Source organism: Shimia sagamensis, assembly GCF_900182745.1.
Classification (GTDB): domain Bacteria; phylum Pseudomonadota; class Alphaproteobacteria; order Rhodobacterales; family Rhodobacteraceae; genus Shimia; species Shimia sagamensis.
In genome coordinates, this window is the sequence record NZ_FXTY01000008.1 from 67337 (window position 1) to 83405 (window position 16069).

Annotated in this window: 10 protein-coding genes and 1 tRNA gene; 6 read left to right on the plus strand and 5 right to left on the minus strand. The window is 56.8% G+C overall.

Annotated features, from left to right (window positions below):
• Positions 1 to 25: 25 nt before the first annotated feature.
• A complete protein-coding gene (gene gyrA / locus QOL67_RS17985) occupies positions 26 to 2758 on the minus strand; it encodes a DNA gyrase subunit A (RefSeq protein WP_283427371.1) in 2733 nt (910 codons plus the stop codon).
• Between the two features lie 250 nt (positions 2759 to 3008).
• On the opposite strand from gyrA, the gene QOL67_RS17990 reads away from it, so the two are divergent.
• A complete protein-coding gene (locus tag QOL67_RS17990) occupies positions 3009 to 3749 on the plus strand; it encodes a lipid-binding SYLF domain-containing protein (RefSeq protein WP_283427372.1) in 741 nt (246 codons plus the stop codon).
• 11 nt (positions 3750 to 3760) lie between these two features.
• On the opposite strand, the gene QOL67_RS17995 is transcribed toward QOL67_RS17990, so the two are convergent.
• Positions 3761 to 4702 carry a radical SAM protein gene (locus QOL67_RS17995; protein WP_283427373.1) on the minus strand — a complete coding sequence of 314 codons (942 nt, stop codon included), beginning with the start codon at positions 4700 to 4702 and terminating at the stop codon, positions 3761 to 3763.
• A gap of 182 nt (positions 4703 to 4884) precedes the next feature.
• On the opposite strand from QOL67_RS17995, the gene zwf reads away from it, so the two are divergent.
• The 3 genes from zwf to pgi are packed head-to-tail and all read left to right on the plus strand — an operon-like array spanning position 4885 to position 8615.
• Positions 4885 to 6339, plus strand: a complete 1455-nt coding sequence (gene zwf, locus QOL67_RS18000; protein WP_283427374.1) for a glucose-6-phosphate dehydrogenase — start codon at positions 4885 to 4887, stop codon at positions 6337 to 6339.
• On the plus strand, positions 6336 to 7007 hold the full coding sequence (pgl, locus tag QOL67_RS18005; RefSeq protein ID WP_283427375.1) for a 6-phosphogluconolactonase: 672 nt from the start codon (positions 6336 to 6338) through the stop codon (positions 7005 to 7007). The genes zwf and pgl overlap by 4 nt, the downstream gene beginning before the upstream one ends.
• Positions 7008 to 7013: 6 nt before the next feature.
• Positions 7014 to 8615, plus strand: coding sequence for a glucose-6-phosphate isomerase (pgi, locus tag QOL67_RS18010; protein WP_283427376.1), 1602 nt, complete (start codon positions 7014 to 7016; stop codon positions 8613 to 8615).
• 87 nt (positions 8616 to 8702) lie between these two features.
• Here the strand turns inward: pgi and QOL67_RS18015 are convergent.
• A tRNA-Gly gene (locus QOL67_RS18015) sits at positions 8703 to 8776 on the minus strand.
• Between the two features lie 50 nt (positions 8777 to 8826).
• Positions 8827 to 10866: an ASKHA domain-containing protein gene (locus QOL67_RS18020; protein ID WP_283427377.1), complete on the minus strand. Its 2040-nt coding sequence runs from the start codon at positions 10864 to 10866 to the stop codon at positions 8827 to 8829.
• Positions 10867 to 11139: 273 nt separating this feature from the next.
• On the opposite strand from QOL67_RS18020, the gene guaB reads away from it, so the two are divergent.
• On the plus strand, positions 11140 to 12588 hold the full coding sequence (guaB, locus tag QOL67_RS18025) for an IMP dehydrogenase (protein WP_283427378.1): 1449 nt from the start codon (positions 11140 to 11142) through the stop codon (positions 12586 to 12588).
• Between the two features lie 85 nt (positions 12589 to 12673).
• On the opposite strand, the gene QOL67_RS18030 is transcribed toward guaB, so the two are convergent.
• Positions 12674 to 14581: a methyl-accepting chemotaxis protein gene (locus QOL67_RS18030; RefSeq protein ID WP_283427379.1), complete on the minus strand. Its 1908-nt coding sequence runs from the start codon at positions 14579 to 14581 to the stop codon at positions 12674 to 12676.
• Positions 14582 to 14859: 278 nt separating this feature from the next.
• Here QOL67_RS18030 and QOL67_RS18035 point away from each other — a divergent pair, with 278 nt between their 5' ends.
• Positions 14860 to 16008 (plus strand): RsmB/NOP family class I SAM-dependent RNA methyltransferase, encoded by a 1149-nt coding sequence (locus tag QOL67_RS18035; protein WP_283427380.1) that lies wholly within the window; start codon positions 14860 to 14862, stop codon positions 16006 to 16008.
• Positions 16009 to 16069 lie beyond the last annotated feature (61 nt).

Sequence of the window (16069 nt, forward strand, 5' to 3'; positions counted from 1 at the left end):
GGATTATAGGGAATGCGGTGGAAGATTACTCTTCGCCAGCTTCCTCGTCGTCCTGTTCGGCGATCCAGGCCACGGAGACCACTTCTTCGCCCTTGCCGGTGTTGAACACTTTTACGCCGCCCGCAGAGCGGGACCGGAAAGAGATGCCGTCAACAGGCACGCGGATCGATTGGCCTTTGGAGGTGGCCAGCATGATCTGATCACCCATTTCAACCGGGAAGGAGGCCACCAAGGCGCCACCGCGCATGGCTTTGTCCATCGCTGCCACACCTTGGCCACCGCGTCCACGAACCGGGTAGTCATGGCTCGAGCTGAGTTTGCCCGCGCCGCCGGTTGTGATTGTCAGGATCAGGTTTTCGGCGGCGGACATTTCTGCGTAACGCTCTTGTCTCAACTCGCCAGCTGGGGCGTCTTCATCGTCCCCACCATCGTCAGCCAAGCCCGCCACGGCGCGGCGCATTTTCAGGTATGCGGCGCGTTCTTCGCTTTCGGCGCGGAAGTGGCGGATCACTGACATGGAAACCACTTCATCGTCGCCGTTGAGGCGGATGCCTCGCACACCCACAGAGGAGCGCGAGTTGAACACCCGCACTTCGGTGGTTGGGAAGCGGATGGCGCGACCAGAGTTGGTCACCAGCATCACATCGTCCTCTTCGGTACAGATGCGGGCGTTGATCAGCTTTGTGTCAGCGTTGTCGTCCTCAAACTTCATCGCAATTTTGCCGTTCGACTTCACATTGGTGAAGTCTGACAAGCGGTTGCGACGCACAGAGCCCGCCGAGGTGGCAAACATGATTTGAAGATCATCCCATTCGTCCTCGGGGCGGTCGACTGGCATGATAGCCGCAATCGAAACACCGTTTGGAATAGGCAGGATGTTCACAATGGCTTTGCCTTTGGCGGTACGGCCGCCCAGCGGCAGACGCCAGGTCTTCAGCTTGTAGGCCATGCCATCGGTGGTGAAGAACAAGAGCTGCGTGTGGGTGTTGGCCACAAAGAGAGTGGTGACCACATCCTCTTCTTTGGTTTGCATGCCCGAGATGCCTTTACCGCCACGTTTTTGAGCGCGGAAGTCGGCAAGTGGCGTGCGTTTGATGTAGCCACCGGAGGTCACGGTCACCACCATGTCCTCGCGCTCAATCAGGTCTTCGTCGTCCATGTCGCCGGACCAGTCGACAATCTCGGTGCGGCGGTCCACCGCGAAGTTTTCGCGTACCTCACGCAGCTCGTCACCGATGATGCCCATGATGCGTTCGCGTGACCCCAGAATTTCCAGATATTCCTTGATCTTACGGGCCAGTTCTTCAAGTTCGTCTGTGACCTCTGATACCCCAATTTGGGTCAGGCGTTGTAGACGCAACTCCAGGATGGCACGGGCCTGAATTTCGGACAGGTTATAGGTGCCGTCGTCGTTCATAGTGTGGGTCGGATCATCAATCAGCTTGATGTAGGCTGCGATGCTTTCAGCGGGCCAACGGCGGGTCATCAGCTTTTCACGCGCTTCAGCTGCATCAGCAGAGGCGCGGATGGTGGCGACAACTTCGTCTACGTTGGTGACGGCCACGGCCAAACCACAGAGGATGTGGCTGCGCTCACGTGCCTTGCGCAGCATATAGGCGGTGCGGCGGGCCACCACTTCCTCGCGGAAGTCAATGAAGGAGGTCAGGAAGCGGCGCAGAGTGAGTTGTTCCGGACGACCACCGTTCAGGGCCAGCATGTTACAGCCAAAATAGGTTTGCATCGGGGTGAAGCGGAACAGTTGGTTGAGCACCACTTCGGCGGTTGCGTCTCGCTTGAGCTCAACAACCACGCGCACGCCGTCACGGTCAGATTCATCCTGAACGTGGGCAATGCCTTCGATACGTTTGTCACGTGCGGCTTCGGCGATCTTCTCGATCATCGCTGCCTTGTTCACCTGATAGGGGATTTCATCAATGACAATCGCGTAGCGATCTTTGCGGATTTCCTCAACGCGGGTCTTGGAACGGATGACAACACTGCCACGGCCCTCGAGGTAAGCTTTGCGGGCTCCGGACCGGCCCAGCATGATGCCGCCGGTCGGAAAATCGGGACCGGGCACATAATCGATCAGCTGTTCAGAGGTGAGGTCCGGATCTTCGATCAGCGCCAGAGTGGCGTCGACAACTTCGCCAAGGTTGTGCGGCGGAATGTTGGTGGCCATACCCACAGCAATACCGCCAGCGCCGTTGACCAGCATGTTGGGGAAGCGCGCGGGCAGAACGGTTGGTTCCTGGTCCTTGCCGTCGTAGTTGTCTTGAAAATCAACGGTATCTTTGTCGATGTCGGACAGCAAAGCGGCGGCGGGTTTGTCCATGCGCACTTCGGTGTAACGCATCGCAGCCGGGTTATCACCGTCCATCGAGCCAAAGTTGCCTTGACCGTCCAGAAGCGGCAAGGACATGGAGAAATCCTGTGCCATACGCACCAAAGCATCATAGATCGCGGAGTCGCCGTGGGGGTGGTATTTACCCATTACGTCGCCAACCGGACGGGCCGATTTTCGGTACGACTTGTCGTGGCTGTTGCCGGTTTCGTGCATGGCATAAAGGATACGACGGTGCACCGGTTTGAGGCCGTCCCGCAGGTCCGGAATGGCGCGGCTGACGATCACGCTCATGGCGTAGTCGAGGTAGCTGGCGCTCATCTCTTCTTCGATCGACACCGAAGGACCGTCGTGGAACATCCGTTCGTGTGTGGTTTCTTCTTCGTTTTCAGGGGTTTCCGGCGTGTCGCTCAAGTCCCAGTCTCGCTTCTAATTGGCGGTCCATATGTTGTTGGAATGCTTATATCAGAGGCATCATATAGGGTGCAATGGTGGTGTGAGAGATGCGGGGTAATTCACGGTGTGAATGGCTTAATCGACTGATGAATAGGAGAAATTTGGCCGAAGAAGGCGGAGACTTGCCCAGTTGTCACGTAGGGGTGATGCATACGACTGTTTTGTGCTTTATTCGAGCCATGGAATTTTGGCGTGTGTGGAGGCGTATATGTGGGTGAAGTGGCAAGCTTTGGCGGTTGGGGTGATGGTGGTCAGTTTGGCTGGTCCGTCTGCGGCACAGGGGCTTTGGGACAAGATCAAAAGGGGCGCTGAAAACACAGGTGAAGCCATTGGCGAAGGTGTCACGGCCACTGGTGAGGCGATTGGCAAAGGCGCGAATACGGTTGGCAACACCGTGGAGAAAGGTGTGACCAGCGTAGGAGAGGCAATTTCGTCAACAGATGAACTGCTGTCCAATGAGGAAACACCAGAGGCCACAAGGGCGCGGCTGGACGCCATGGCAGACGAAATCATGGCGGTGCTGCTTGCGCAAAACCCGGAGGCGGATGCGTTGTATCGTGAAAGCGCAGGCTATGCGGCGTTTGATAGCCGTAAGGTGACAGTCTTCCCTGTGACCACTGGATACGGACGTGGCGTGGCCGTGGCCAAAGACACTGGCGCGCGGACATATTTGAATATGGGCACCGGGGGGCTTGGCGCTAGTTTGGGCATTGGCGGCTTTGCCACGCAGTTTGTGATCCTGTTTGAAACCCCGGCGGATTATGAACGGTTTGTTGTCAACGGCTATGATGCCACGGCGGGCGGTGGCGCGCAGGTTGGCGATGACAAAAGTGCGGACGAGGTGCGGTTCACCCAGGGTCAGTCGGTCTTTGTTCTCGATAAAGACCGATGGCGTGTGAATGGCAGCTTGGAAGGCACAAAGTACTGGCATTCACCCGAATTGAATTGATCCAACCAAATTTAGGCGGAGCAGGATGCGCCGCCCAAAACACAGAACTTGGCGCAATGCGGGTGGTTCAACTGTACCGGTTTTTCGGCCTCTTTGAGCGTTACGCCCAGGTCAAACTGTGGATCGTAGGGCAGGAGAGTGCACGCGATAACAGAGGGCGTTTTTGCGCCCTTGTGTTTGACAACCATACGGGAGTTGGAGCACATCACCTCAGTGGGGGATTTGTTCAGAATGCCCCAGCAATCGACTGTGATTTCGGGCACCTCGACCTCTTCGTCCATTTCGGGAAAAAGTACGGTTTCTCCGGGATTTGAGGCGTCTACCTTAAAGTTCTCTTTGATATAGAGATTGGCGTACCCGGCACGAGATATTTCGTTGGTTTCCTCCCACATGGTGCGGCCCGCAACGGCCATTTGGATATTGTTGTCGCGCAGCCAACGCATGCCGTCCAAGGTGCGCGCAAAAGTGCCTTTGCCGCGTTCTTTATCGTGCATTTCGGCAGACCAATGGTCCACGGAAATACGAAGAGTCAATTTGCCCGGAAAGTCTTGGGCCAGTTTCAGCAGCCCTGCACTAACACGTTTTCGCTGCATGGGTTGCATTGCGTTGGTGAGAATAAGCACGTCATAGCCGCGCTCTAGCGAGCGGCGGGCCATTTCGTTCATCTCTGGGTTCATAAAAGGCTCGCCGCCAGTGAAGGCGATTTCACGGACCTTCCATTCACGAGCTTTAAGCTGGTCTAGGTAATCGGAAACTTCGTCTGCTGTCAGGTACACTAGGGCGTCATTGGTGGGGGACGATAGGATATAGCAGTTTTCACATTCGATGTTGCAGAGCGTACCGGTGTTGAACCAGAGGGTTTGAGGATCGGTGAGGGCCACTTGGGCGCGCGTTTCACCTTTGGCGGTGATATAGGGATCGTTGAACTTCCCGATATTTACGTGATCTTTCATGTGCCTGCCATGTCTTGTGGTCTGTTGGTACTAGTCAAATACATAATGGCAAGTAAAGCGGCGACACGGAGTTTGACACAGTTGTGATGTGTGGTTGTGATGTTAGAGTGGCGGTGTTATGACGGCGTTAGCGCTAACGATTTTCCGGTGAAATCCGGACAGCCAACAAGGAAAGAGGCCCGATGGTTTCTCGCATCATTCCCGTGGAAACGTTTGATCTTGTGGTCTTTGGTGGGACCGGTGACCTAGCGCGGCGAAAGATTTTGCCTGCGTTGTTTAAGAGGTACTGTTCAGGGCAGATGCCAGAAGGCAGTCAAGTGATTGGCGCGGCCCGAAGCGAGTTGACGGAAGAGCAGTATCGCGCGTCTGTGGCCGAAGCGCTGCGCGAGTTTGCAGGCGATGCTGCGCAGGATGTGGCAGCCGTGTCCGGGTTTTGTGATCATTTGCACTATGTTGCAGTGGATGCCCGCGGAGAAAGCGGGTGGGGCGACTTAGCGGCTCTGCTCAACGAGGGTTCGGTCCGAGCTTTCTATTTTTCTGTGGGACCGGGGGTCTACTCGGACTTGGCCAAAGGGCTGAAGCGACACGGTTTGACCGAGGCGAACACCCGCATTGTGGTTGAAAAGCCGTTTGGCCATGATCTTGAGACTGCACAGAAATTGAACCAGGAGTTGGCGCAGTACTTTGATGAGAGCCAGATTTACCGGATTGATCATTATCTTGGCAAAGAGACTGTGCAGAACCTGATGGCAGTGCGTTTTGGCAATATGCTGTTTGAGCCATTGTGGAATGCGCAATATATCGACCACATTCAGATCACGGTTGCGGAGAGCGTTGGGGTGGCCGGACGTGGTGAGTATTATGAACGTTCCGGTGCGATGCGCGACATGGTTCAGAACCATTTGATGCAGCTCCTGTGCCTGATCGCGATGGAACCACCGTCGCAGTTTGAGCCGGACGCGGTGCGGGACGAGAAGCTAAAGGTGATCCGTGCGCTGGATACGGTGGCGCCGCATCACATCGTGCGCGGTCAGTACACAGCCGCCGATGGGGCGGACAGCTATCGCGAGGATGTCGATAATCCGCGGTCCAAGACTGAGAGCTTCATTGCGCTGAAGTGTCAGGTGAACAACTGGCGATGGGCGGGAACTCCGTTTTATTTGCGCACCGGTAAGCGGTTGTCGGAACGTGACAGTGAAATCACCGTGATGTTCAAAGACACACCACATTCGATTTTTGGGGATGAGGCTGGACGGCATCGAAATGAGTTGAACATTCAGTTGCAACCCAATGAAGGCATTACATTAAAGGTGACAATCAAGGAGCCGGGTCCAGGAGGGATGCGGCTTGTGGATGTGCCGTTGGACATGAGTTTCGCAGAGGCGCTGGGGCCCAAAGGGCAAGGGGCTGCGGATGCTTATGAGCGGCTGATCATGGATGTGATCCGTGGCAATCAAACACTGTTTATGCGCGATGATGAGGTGGAGGCGGCCTGGGCCTGGACCGACCCGATCATTCGCGGCTGGGAAGCGCGGGGCGATGTGCCAAAGCCTTATGATGCGTTTTCCTTTGGGCCGGACGACGCGGCCTTGATGATGCGCCGGGACGGGCGAAACTGGAGAGGATTGGGCAAATGAACTTCAACACCTACCCCGACGCAGAGATGATGGCGATGGATGTCGCCAGCGTGCTGGCGGATGATCTGGCGGAGGCGCTGCACACTAAGGACCGTGTGGTGCTTGCTGTGCCAGGCGGGACCACACCGGGACCGATTTTTGATGCGTTGAGTGCAGCGGATCTGGATTGGGATCGCGTGGATGTGATCCTGACGGATGAACGTTGGGTGCCGGAGGATCATGAACGGTCCAATTCTGCTTTGGTGAAATCCCGGTTGCTGACCAATCGGGCAATAACGGCGCGGTATCTGCCGTTGTATGCGCCAGCCGACGCACCTGAAGAGGTTTTGGCAGAGCTGGAAGCCACCATCATAGGCGCGCTGCCGGTGGATGTGGCCTTGCTGGGCATGGGCGCGGATATGCATACAGCGTCGCTGTTCCCCGGAGCAGACGGGGTGCAGGCAGCGCTGGCGGCAGATGCCTCTGTGTTGGTGCCAATCCGGCGCGATGATTTGCCGGATGTGCGTATCACCTTGTCTGCGCGGGTGTTGGATGCGGCGGTGCGCAAACACATCTTGATCAAGGGCGCGGATAAGCGTGAAGCTTTGCAAGCAGCCCAGAAACTGCCAAAAGAAGAGGCGCCGATCAAAGCTATTTCAAGTGGCGCGGAAGTACATTGGACGGAGTGATTGGGTATGTGGACTGAATTGGACGGGCTGCGTGACAGCGCGGAGACGCGGCGGATTTCGGCACTATTTGAGGCTGATGACGTGCGGGCACAAGATTTTAGCCTGAAGATAGATGGGTTGCTGTTTGACTACAGCAAAACGTCGATCGATGCGGATGCCAAGGCGGCGTTGGTCCGGTTGGCGGATGTGGCCAGTGTTGCGGCAAAGCGCGCAGCGATGTTCGCGGGTGAGAAGATCAACGAAACAGAAGATCGTGCGGTGCTGCACACAGCGTTGCGAAATCTTGGCGACACACCGCTGGTTGTGGATGGGCAGGACGTGCTCCCCGAAGTGAAAGCGACACGCGAGCGCATGGCCGACTTGGCCCGTGCTGTGCGAGATGGCAGCTTTCCGGGCAACGGCAAGCGTATTACCGATGTGGTGAATATCGGGATTGGCGGGTCGGATCTTGGTCCACTGATGGCAGTGATGGCGCTTGAGCCCTATGGTGATGGCCCGAAGTGCCACTTTATCTCCAACGTCGATGGTGCGGATGCGACAGATACGTTGGCGGGTTTGGATCCGGAAAGCACAATGGTGATCGTGGCGTCCAAGACGTTTGGCACTCAAGAAACTCTAATGAATGCGCGCACGGTTATGGCCTGGGCTGGTGGGCCTGATGCGCTGGAGCGGTTTGTGGCAATTTCCTCGGCTGTAGATCGCTGTGCTTTGTTTGGCATTCCAGCGGAGCGGGTGTTTGGTTTTGAGGATTGGGTTGGCGGGCGTTACTCGGTCTGGGGACCCATTGGCTTCTCGCTGATGTTGGCAATTGGCCCAAAGGCGTTTGAGAGTTTCCTTGAAGGTGGTCAGGCGATGGATCGCCATTTCTGTGACGCGCCGTTAGAGGAGAACTTGCCGGTGCTGTTGGCGCTGGTGGGGATTTGGAACCAACAGGTCTGTGGTCATGCCACGCGCGCTGTATTGCCTTATGAGCAACGGTTGGCGCGGTTGCCTGCCTATCTTCAACAGCTTGAGATGGAGAGCAACGGCAAAGGCGTGGCCTTGGACGGCAGTTCGCTTGAACGTGTTGCAGGGCCGGTGGTCTGGGGCGAACCGGGGACCAATGGGCAGCACGCGTTTTATCAGTTGATCCATCAGGGTCAGCAAGTTGTGCCGTGTGAATTTCTGCTTGGAGCTGAAGGGCATGAGCCGGCTTTGGGGGAGCACCATCGCGCTCTGGTGGCCAATTGCTTGGCGCAATCGGAGGCTTTGTTAAAGGGGCGGACCGAGGCGGAAGCGCGGGCTCAGCTTGAAGAAAAGGGTGTTTCTGGTGCCAAGCTGGATCAGCTGGCGAAGCACCGCGTGTTTTCGGGTAACCGTCCATCAACCACGTTGGTCTACCCACGTTTGACGCCCTATGTGTTGGGGCAAATTGTGGCGATGTATGAACATCGCGTATTTGTTGAGGGCGTCATTTATGGCATCAACTCGTACGATCAGTGGGGCGTAGAGCTTGGCAAAGAGCTGGCCAACGGTCTGGTGCCTGCAATGGAAGGCAAAGGTGCGCCGGAGGGCGCAAGTGCCTCCACAGTTGCTCTGCTGGATCACATTTTGGGCATGCGTGACTAACGTGCCTTACAAGGAAAACCTTCAGCGCCGCGTTCCATAGGGATGCGGCATTTTGCTTTAAGGGTGCAGCTTAAGTGTTTGATTTTATGGAGCGGGTAACGGGAATCGAACCCGTAACAAGAGCTTGGGAAGCTCGTGTGATACCTTTTCACCATACCCGCAGCACGCCTGTTGGTAGGACAGCGCTGCGGGAGGGTCAAGCGGGATTTCTTTAGCTGCGGCGACGACGTCGGCGGCCGCCACTGGCGCCATCTCCACCACCTGTGTTGAAGCTTACTTCTGGCAGATCGACCACGCCGCGCAGGATCGGGAATGGATCAGCAGAGTTGGGTAAGGCGGAGGCGTTTACAAAATGCTCCTGGAAGCGCGGCTCCACGGCAGTTTCGATCTTCTCGATCTTGCGCACGAGGGTTTCGATTTCACTGCGCGCGTCTTTGTTCAGCAGCGCGATGCGGGCACCTGTGCCAGCGGCGTTGCCAGCAGAGGTGACTTTGTCGAGCGGGCAATCCGGTATCATGCCCAGAACCATGGCGTGTTTGGCGGAAATATGCGCGCCAAAGGCGCCAGCAAGCACCACGCGGTCGACGTGATCCACGCCACGTTTGTCCATCAGCAGTCGGGCGCCGGAGTAGAGCGCAGCTTTGGCCATTTGGATGGCGCGGATGTCGGCGTTGGTGACGGTGATGGGTTTTTGGTCCGCGTCGCCTTCCCAAAGTGTGTAGGAATTGGTGCGTCCATCCGCAAAACAACGGGATGTGCCGGTTTGCTCGGCGGAGCCGATCAGGCCGGAAGCGTCAACAATGCCTGCAAGGCGCATTTCGGCAATCACTTCGATGATGCCAGAGCCGCAGATGCCGGTGATGCCGGTTGCTGCGATGGCAGCGGCGAAGCCTTCGTCATTTGACCAGAGGTCACTGCCAATGACGCGGAAGCGAGGCTCCTTGGTGGCGGGATCGATTTCCACGCGTTCAATGGCGCCGGGGGCGGCGCGCTGACCGGCGCTGATCTGAGCGCCTTCAAAGGCGGGACCGGTGGGGGAGGAGCAGGCGAGCACGCCGTTTTTGTCCCCAAGCAGGATTTCGGCGTTGGTGCCTACGTCTACCACTAGCGCGAGGTCTTCGGATTTGTCCGGAGCTTCGGAGAGTGCCACCCCGGCGGCGTCTGCACCCACGTGGCCCGCGATGCACGGCAGCAGGTAGGCGCGGGTGCCGGGGGCAATGTTGAGGCCAAGCTCGGAGGCGGGCAGGGAGAGCGCGTCTGAGGTGGCAAGGGCAAAGGGCGCCTGGCCCAGTTCAAACGGGTCGATGCCAAGGAAGAGGTGGTGCATCACCGGGTTCATCACAAATACCGCGTCGAGGATTTGTGTGGGGTCGATCTCAGCGTCCTTGGCAATATCGACGACCAGCTGGTTAAGGCCGTCGCGCACGGCTGCGGTCATCTCGAGATCACCGCCCTTATTCATCATGGCGTAGCTGACACGGCTCATCAGGTCTTCGCCAAAGCGGATTTGCGGGTTCATCAGGCCAGACGAGGCAACAACTTCGCCTGTGGTCAGGTCGCAAAGGTGACCCGCGATTGTGGTAGAGCCGAGGTCGACGGCGAGGCCATAGACTGGACCTTCAAAATAGCCGGGCCATAGCGCGGACAGGCGTGGCGGGGTGTCGGTGTGGTCCTGATGGATCGCGGCAGTGACGGCCCAACTGCCTTTGCGCAGGATAGGTTGCAGCGCGCGCAGGAGGTGCGTGTCTACTGCGATATCTGCGTGACCTGTGGCCGCTTTTAGAGCAGTGAGCAGGCGCTCCAGGTCGCCAGAGGGTTTGTGCATGTCCGGTTCTTCAACCTCGACATAAGTGAGATGCACGGTGGGGTTCAGGGTGATGTCGCGCACCTCGGCGCGTTTGCGCACCACCTGTTTGTGCACCTGGCTTTCGGGCGGCACGTCGATCACAATGTCGCCTTGCACGGTGGCCTGACAGCCAAGGCGGCGGCCTTTGGTGAGGCCGCGTTTGTCGTCGTAGCGTTGCTCAACCGCGTTCCAATCTGACAGAGCGTCTTCGGAGACGGTCACGCCGTGTTTGGGGAATTCACCGTATGAGGGCGTGATCTGGCATTTGGAGCAAACGCCGCGGCCACCACACACGCTGTCCAGATCAACGCCAAGTTGGCGGGCGGCTGTCAGAACGGGGGTGCCCACTGGAAAGTGGCCACGTTTGCCTGAGGGGGTGAAGATCACTAATGGGTCGCTGCTCATCGAGAAGGCCTTAAGTCTGTTCGCTTGGCTGGCAGCATAGCTGCCGAAATTTGCCGAAAAAGGCAAGGAGCGGCATAGGGTGGTCTATGGGCGTCACCGAGGTGGCCAAAAGTTGACCGTTGGGTCAGAAAATGGGCGTAGGGCAGATGTGACCAAAGTATTTGGCTCGGGAAGGTGTTAGAAGCGGCAAATGGCGGCGATTAGGGGTTTTCGACAGATCAAGGTCATGCGATAGGGACGTGCCAAATGAAGCCCCGCAAAAGGAGATTTGCGATGGAGATTCGTGAGGCACTCACCTTCGATGATGTTCTACTGGTTCCGGCTGCGTCGGTTGTTTTGCCGTCTACGGCAGACACGCGCACGAAGGTCACAAAATCCATCGATCTCAACATTCCGCTGCTGAGTTCGGCGATGGACACGGTCACCGAAAGCCGCATGGCGATTGCCATGGCGCAAGCTGGCGGCATGGGGGTGATCCACAAGAACCTAGATGCAGAAACACAAGCGCGCGAAGTGCGTCGGGTGAAGCGGTTTGAGAGTGGGATTGTGTATAATCCGGTCACACTGACCCCAAACCAAACGCTGGCGGATGCCAAGGCGCTGATTGAGCGTTATCGTTTCACCGGTTTTCCGGTGGTTGATGAACAGGGGCGCGTGGTTGGTATTGTGACCAATCGCGACATGCGGTTTGCACAGTCTGACGACACGCCGGTACACGCGATGATGACCACCAGCGATTTGGCAATGTTGCAAGAACCCGCAGATCTTGAAGAAGCCAAGAGCCTAATGCGGGCGCGCCGGATTGAAAAGTTGCTGGTGCATGATGGCACTGGGAAGTTGACCGGTCTGCTGACCCTGAAAGACACAGAGCAGGCCGTGTTGAACCCGACTGCCTGTAAGGACGACCTTGGTCGCCTGCGGGTGGCGGCGGCGTCCTCGGTTGGCGACAGCGGCTTTGCGCGGTCTGAGATGCTGATTGACGCGGGTGTGGACATTGTGGTGATCGACACGGCGCATGGGCATTCTCAAGGTGTGATCGACGCCGTTGCACGCGTGAAGAACCTGTCCAACTCCGTTCAAGTGATTGCCGGCAATGTTGCCACCGCCGCCGCGACCAAAGCGCTGATTGATGCTGGGGCAGATGCCGTGAAAGTGGGTATCGGCCCGGGATCGATCTGCACCACACGCATGGTGGCCGGCGTGGGTGTGCCGCAGCTGACCGCAATTGATGATTGCGCAAAGGCTGCGGGCGATGTGCCAGTGATCGCGGATGGCGGTATCAAGTTCTCTGGTGACTTTGCGAAGGCGATTGCGGCCGGTGCGTCCTGCGCCATGGTTGGTTCGATGATTGCTGGCACCGACGAAAGCCCGGGCGAAGTGATCTTGTATCAAGGCCGGTCGTTCAAGTCTTATCGTGGCATGGGGTCGCTTGGCGCGATGGCGCGCGGCTCTGCGGATCGGTATTTCCAGAAAGATGCTGCGAGCGACAAGCTGGTGCCGGAAGGCATCGAAGGGCAGGTGCCTTACAAAGGTCCAGCCGGCACCGTGGTGCACCAGTTGGTGGGCGGTCTGCGCGCGGCGATGGGCTACACAGGAAACGCAACCGTGGCCGAGATGCGCAGTAACTGTAAGTTTGTGAAAATCACTGGGGCGGGGCTGAAAGAAAGCCACGTGCACGATGTGCAGATCACGCGTGAGAGTCCGAACTACCGTATTGGCTGACCTCCCTTAGGTGTATGCATTCTAAAACGAGAAAGGGCTGAACCTTTGTGGGTTCAGCCCTTTCCAACTAATTTTTGGCACGTGCTTAAAAGTCCGTCCAGGTCTCTTCTGCGGCATTGCCATCGGTGCTGAAGCTTCTCGCTGCCGGAGCTGGCGAGGCTTTCTTTGCCTTTGGCTTTGGTTGATCCGCTTTTTTGTCTGTCTGCCAGTCCGCCTCAGTTACCTTTGCTGCGGGCTTAGGTTTGGCTGCCTTGGGATTGGCATCCAAATTGAAGTGCCCAACCATTTTTGCGAGACCCACGGCGTCGGACTTGAGCAAATGCGTGGCGGCGGTGGATTCTTCGACCATGGCCGCGTTTTTCTGCGTCACCTGATCCAATTGCATCACACCGGCGTTGATCTCAGCAAGGCTTTGGGATTGTTCCGTCGCCCCATCAGCAATGGCCGAGACCATGCCGGAGATATGCACCACACGTTCGACAATTGTGCTCAGTGCGTCGCCGGTTTGACCCACTAGGCTCACACCACGGTCCACTTGTTCCGATGACTTTTCGATGAGCGCTTTGATCTCATTGGCAGCCTCTGAAGAGCTGTGCGCCAGTTTGCGCACTTCAGACGCGACAACTGCAAAACCCCGACCCGCGTCACCGGCACGGGCGGCTTCCACACCTGCGTTCAGCGCAAGCAGATTGGTTTGGAAGGCGATGTCGTCAATCACTGAGATGATCTGAGAAATATGGGTGGAACTTTGCTCAATCTCGGTCATGGCAGACACTGCATTGCGCACAACTTCGCCGCTCTCCTCAGCTGCGGTTTTGGCAGTTTGCATCGTGCCTTCCACATCACGCGCACCATCTGCTGCGGCCTTTACCGAGCGGGTTAGATCATCCAGCGCTGCGGCGGTTTCTTCCAGCGTGGCAGCCTGGCTCTCTGTGCGTTTGGACAGATCATCAGAAGCCTGACTGATTTCAGTCGCGCCGCTGTGAATCGATTTGGAGGAGTCAACAACATCGGTAACGGTGCTGCTGAGATTTGTGATCGAGGCGTTGAAGTCTTCCCGAAGTTTTTCGTATTCCGCAGGGAAAGTGACAGTGATCTTTGAGGCTAAGTCTCCGTTTGACAGGTCGGACAGATGGTTAGATAGAGTTTCCACCACTTCGGATTGTGCAGCTGCGGCTTGTTTCTGGCCTTCCTCCAATTCACGTTGGCGCACCAAATTGGCGCGGAACACATCCAGAGTGCGGGCCATGTCACCCAGTTCGTTTTGCGTTTGGGTGAACGGAATATCTGCGTCTGTGTCGCCCTCGGCCAGATTTGCCATGCGCTTGCGTAGGCTGTCCATTGGGCCGGTGACGCTGCGGATGATGAAAAAGGCAACCAATGACAGGACAACAAGAATGCCCCCCAAAATGGTCAGCGCCTTGTTACGGATTTTGGTCATTTCCGCTTCGATGTCAGACAGGTACGCACCTGTTCCAACAATCCAATTCCACGCCTTAAAGTGGTAGGCAAAACCAATCTTGGCCTCTTGCAAGTCGCTGTCTGGTTTTTGGAAGTGATAGATCAGTGTGCCGCTACCGTTTTCCATCGCAACCTTGCGCATTTCTTGGAAGATCATCAAACCGTTTGGATCTTCTAAGCCTTCTTGACTGTGTCCAATCCACTGTGGACGATGTGGGTGGGCCGTCATCACGTAGTCGGTGTCAAAGGCAAACAGGTAGCCGGAGTCACCATATTTGAGCGCTTCTAGTTGTTCGCGGCCCAGCGTACGGGCTTCTTCGGGGCTATACTTGCCCTCTTGTACAGCTTTTTCCAAATTCACGAGCAGGCTGGTCGCCGTTTCTGTGATTTCGAGGAGCTTCTTGTTGTACATGGTTTCCACCGTGGTGCGCATGTGGTTTTGCAGCAAAAGGGTGAGAACAATGGCCAGCGCCAAGGCCACAACGGCGATGGCACTGATCCGTGTAGATAGTTTTGTGAGGAGGGCTGGCATCGCAGTCGACTCTCTGATTGTTGAGGTTTCACGTGATGGGGTAGCGGTCGGGTGTTTAATGAAGCCTTATGGTACGCCCATATTTTTAAGGCCCAAGTGCATTTCACGCGAGATACGGTACCTGAAATTTTGATAGTATCGCCATGATTGATTTTCGCCCAAAATTTAAGCGTTGCGCGAAGTGTTGCGATCACGGCACGCCATGTTGTAGAGCAGCGCTGACGAGTAGCCGCAGAAATTACCACAATGTGCGCGCTCAAAATGGAAAGAGGCGGCACATGACACCAGCAGCGCGCGTACAAGCGGCGATAGATATCCTAGATGACATCTTGGAGGGAACACCGGCCGAAAAAGCGTTGACGGGGTGGGCGCGGCGCAGCAGGTTTGCGGGCTCCAAAGACCGGGCGGCTGTGCGGGATCACGTTTTTGATGCGCTGCGTCGAAGAAACTCCGCGGCTTTTGTTGGTGGGGATTTGACCGGGCGCGGCGTGATGATTGGTGTTTTGCGTCAGGACGGCGCGGATCTGAATGTGGTTTTCAGCGGCGCTGGATATGGACCGGCTCCGCTGACCGAACAGGAAACCACAGCACCTGTGGGCGAAATACCGCTTGATTTGCCGGAGTGGTTGCAGGATCCCATGCGCAGCAGCCTTGGAGCGGCGTTTGAGGCAACCCATGAAGCCTTGCGAGGCCGGGCGCCAGTGATCTTGCGGGTTAATCTGCGCAAGGCAACCCGTGCCGAGGCGCAGTCTGCCTTGCTGCAAGATGGCATTGAGACAAGACCTATGGATTTGGTGGACACAGCGTTGGAAGTGACCGCTGGCGCGCGGCGTATTAAGCTGAACGCCGCCTATTTGGAGGGGTTGGTTGAGCTGCAAGATGCCTCCAGTCAGGCGTTGGTGGCGCAGCTGCCTCTTGAGCAGGGTTTGAAAGTTCTTGATTATTGCGCTGGTGGTGGCGGCAAAACTCTGGCCATGGCCGGACGTGCCGATGCTACATTTTTTGCCTATGATGCTTTGGAACACCGAATGTCGGACCTGCCGGCCCGCGCCAAACGCGCTGGTGTGGCCGTGCAGGTTGTGGAGAATCCGGTCACAACTGCGCCTTACGACATGGTGGTGTGTGACGTGCCATGCTCCGGCAGCGGAACCTGGCGGCGCGCACCGGATGCCAAGTGGCGGTTCGCAGAAGACGATTTGGCGCAACTGGAGGCCACACAGGCAGAGATTCTTGATCAAGCCAAAAAGTTGGTCGCGCCAGGTGGGGTCTTAATTTACGCAACCTGTTCCGTTTTGAGTGCGGAAAACACCGCACAGATTGATCGTTTTGTAGAAAATTTCCCGGATTGGGAGGTGCAATGGCAGCGCCAATTCGCCCTTTCTGAAGGTGGCGATGGATTTTTTGGGGCAATTTTGCGTAAAAAATAGAGGGCTTACGCTTTTTCTTCTGTCTTCGTTAATGCGTGTTTAAGATAATTTGACGCATATT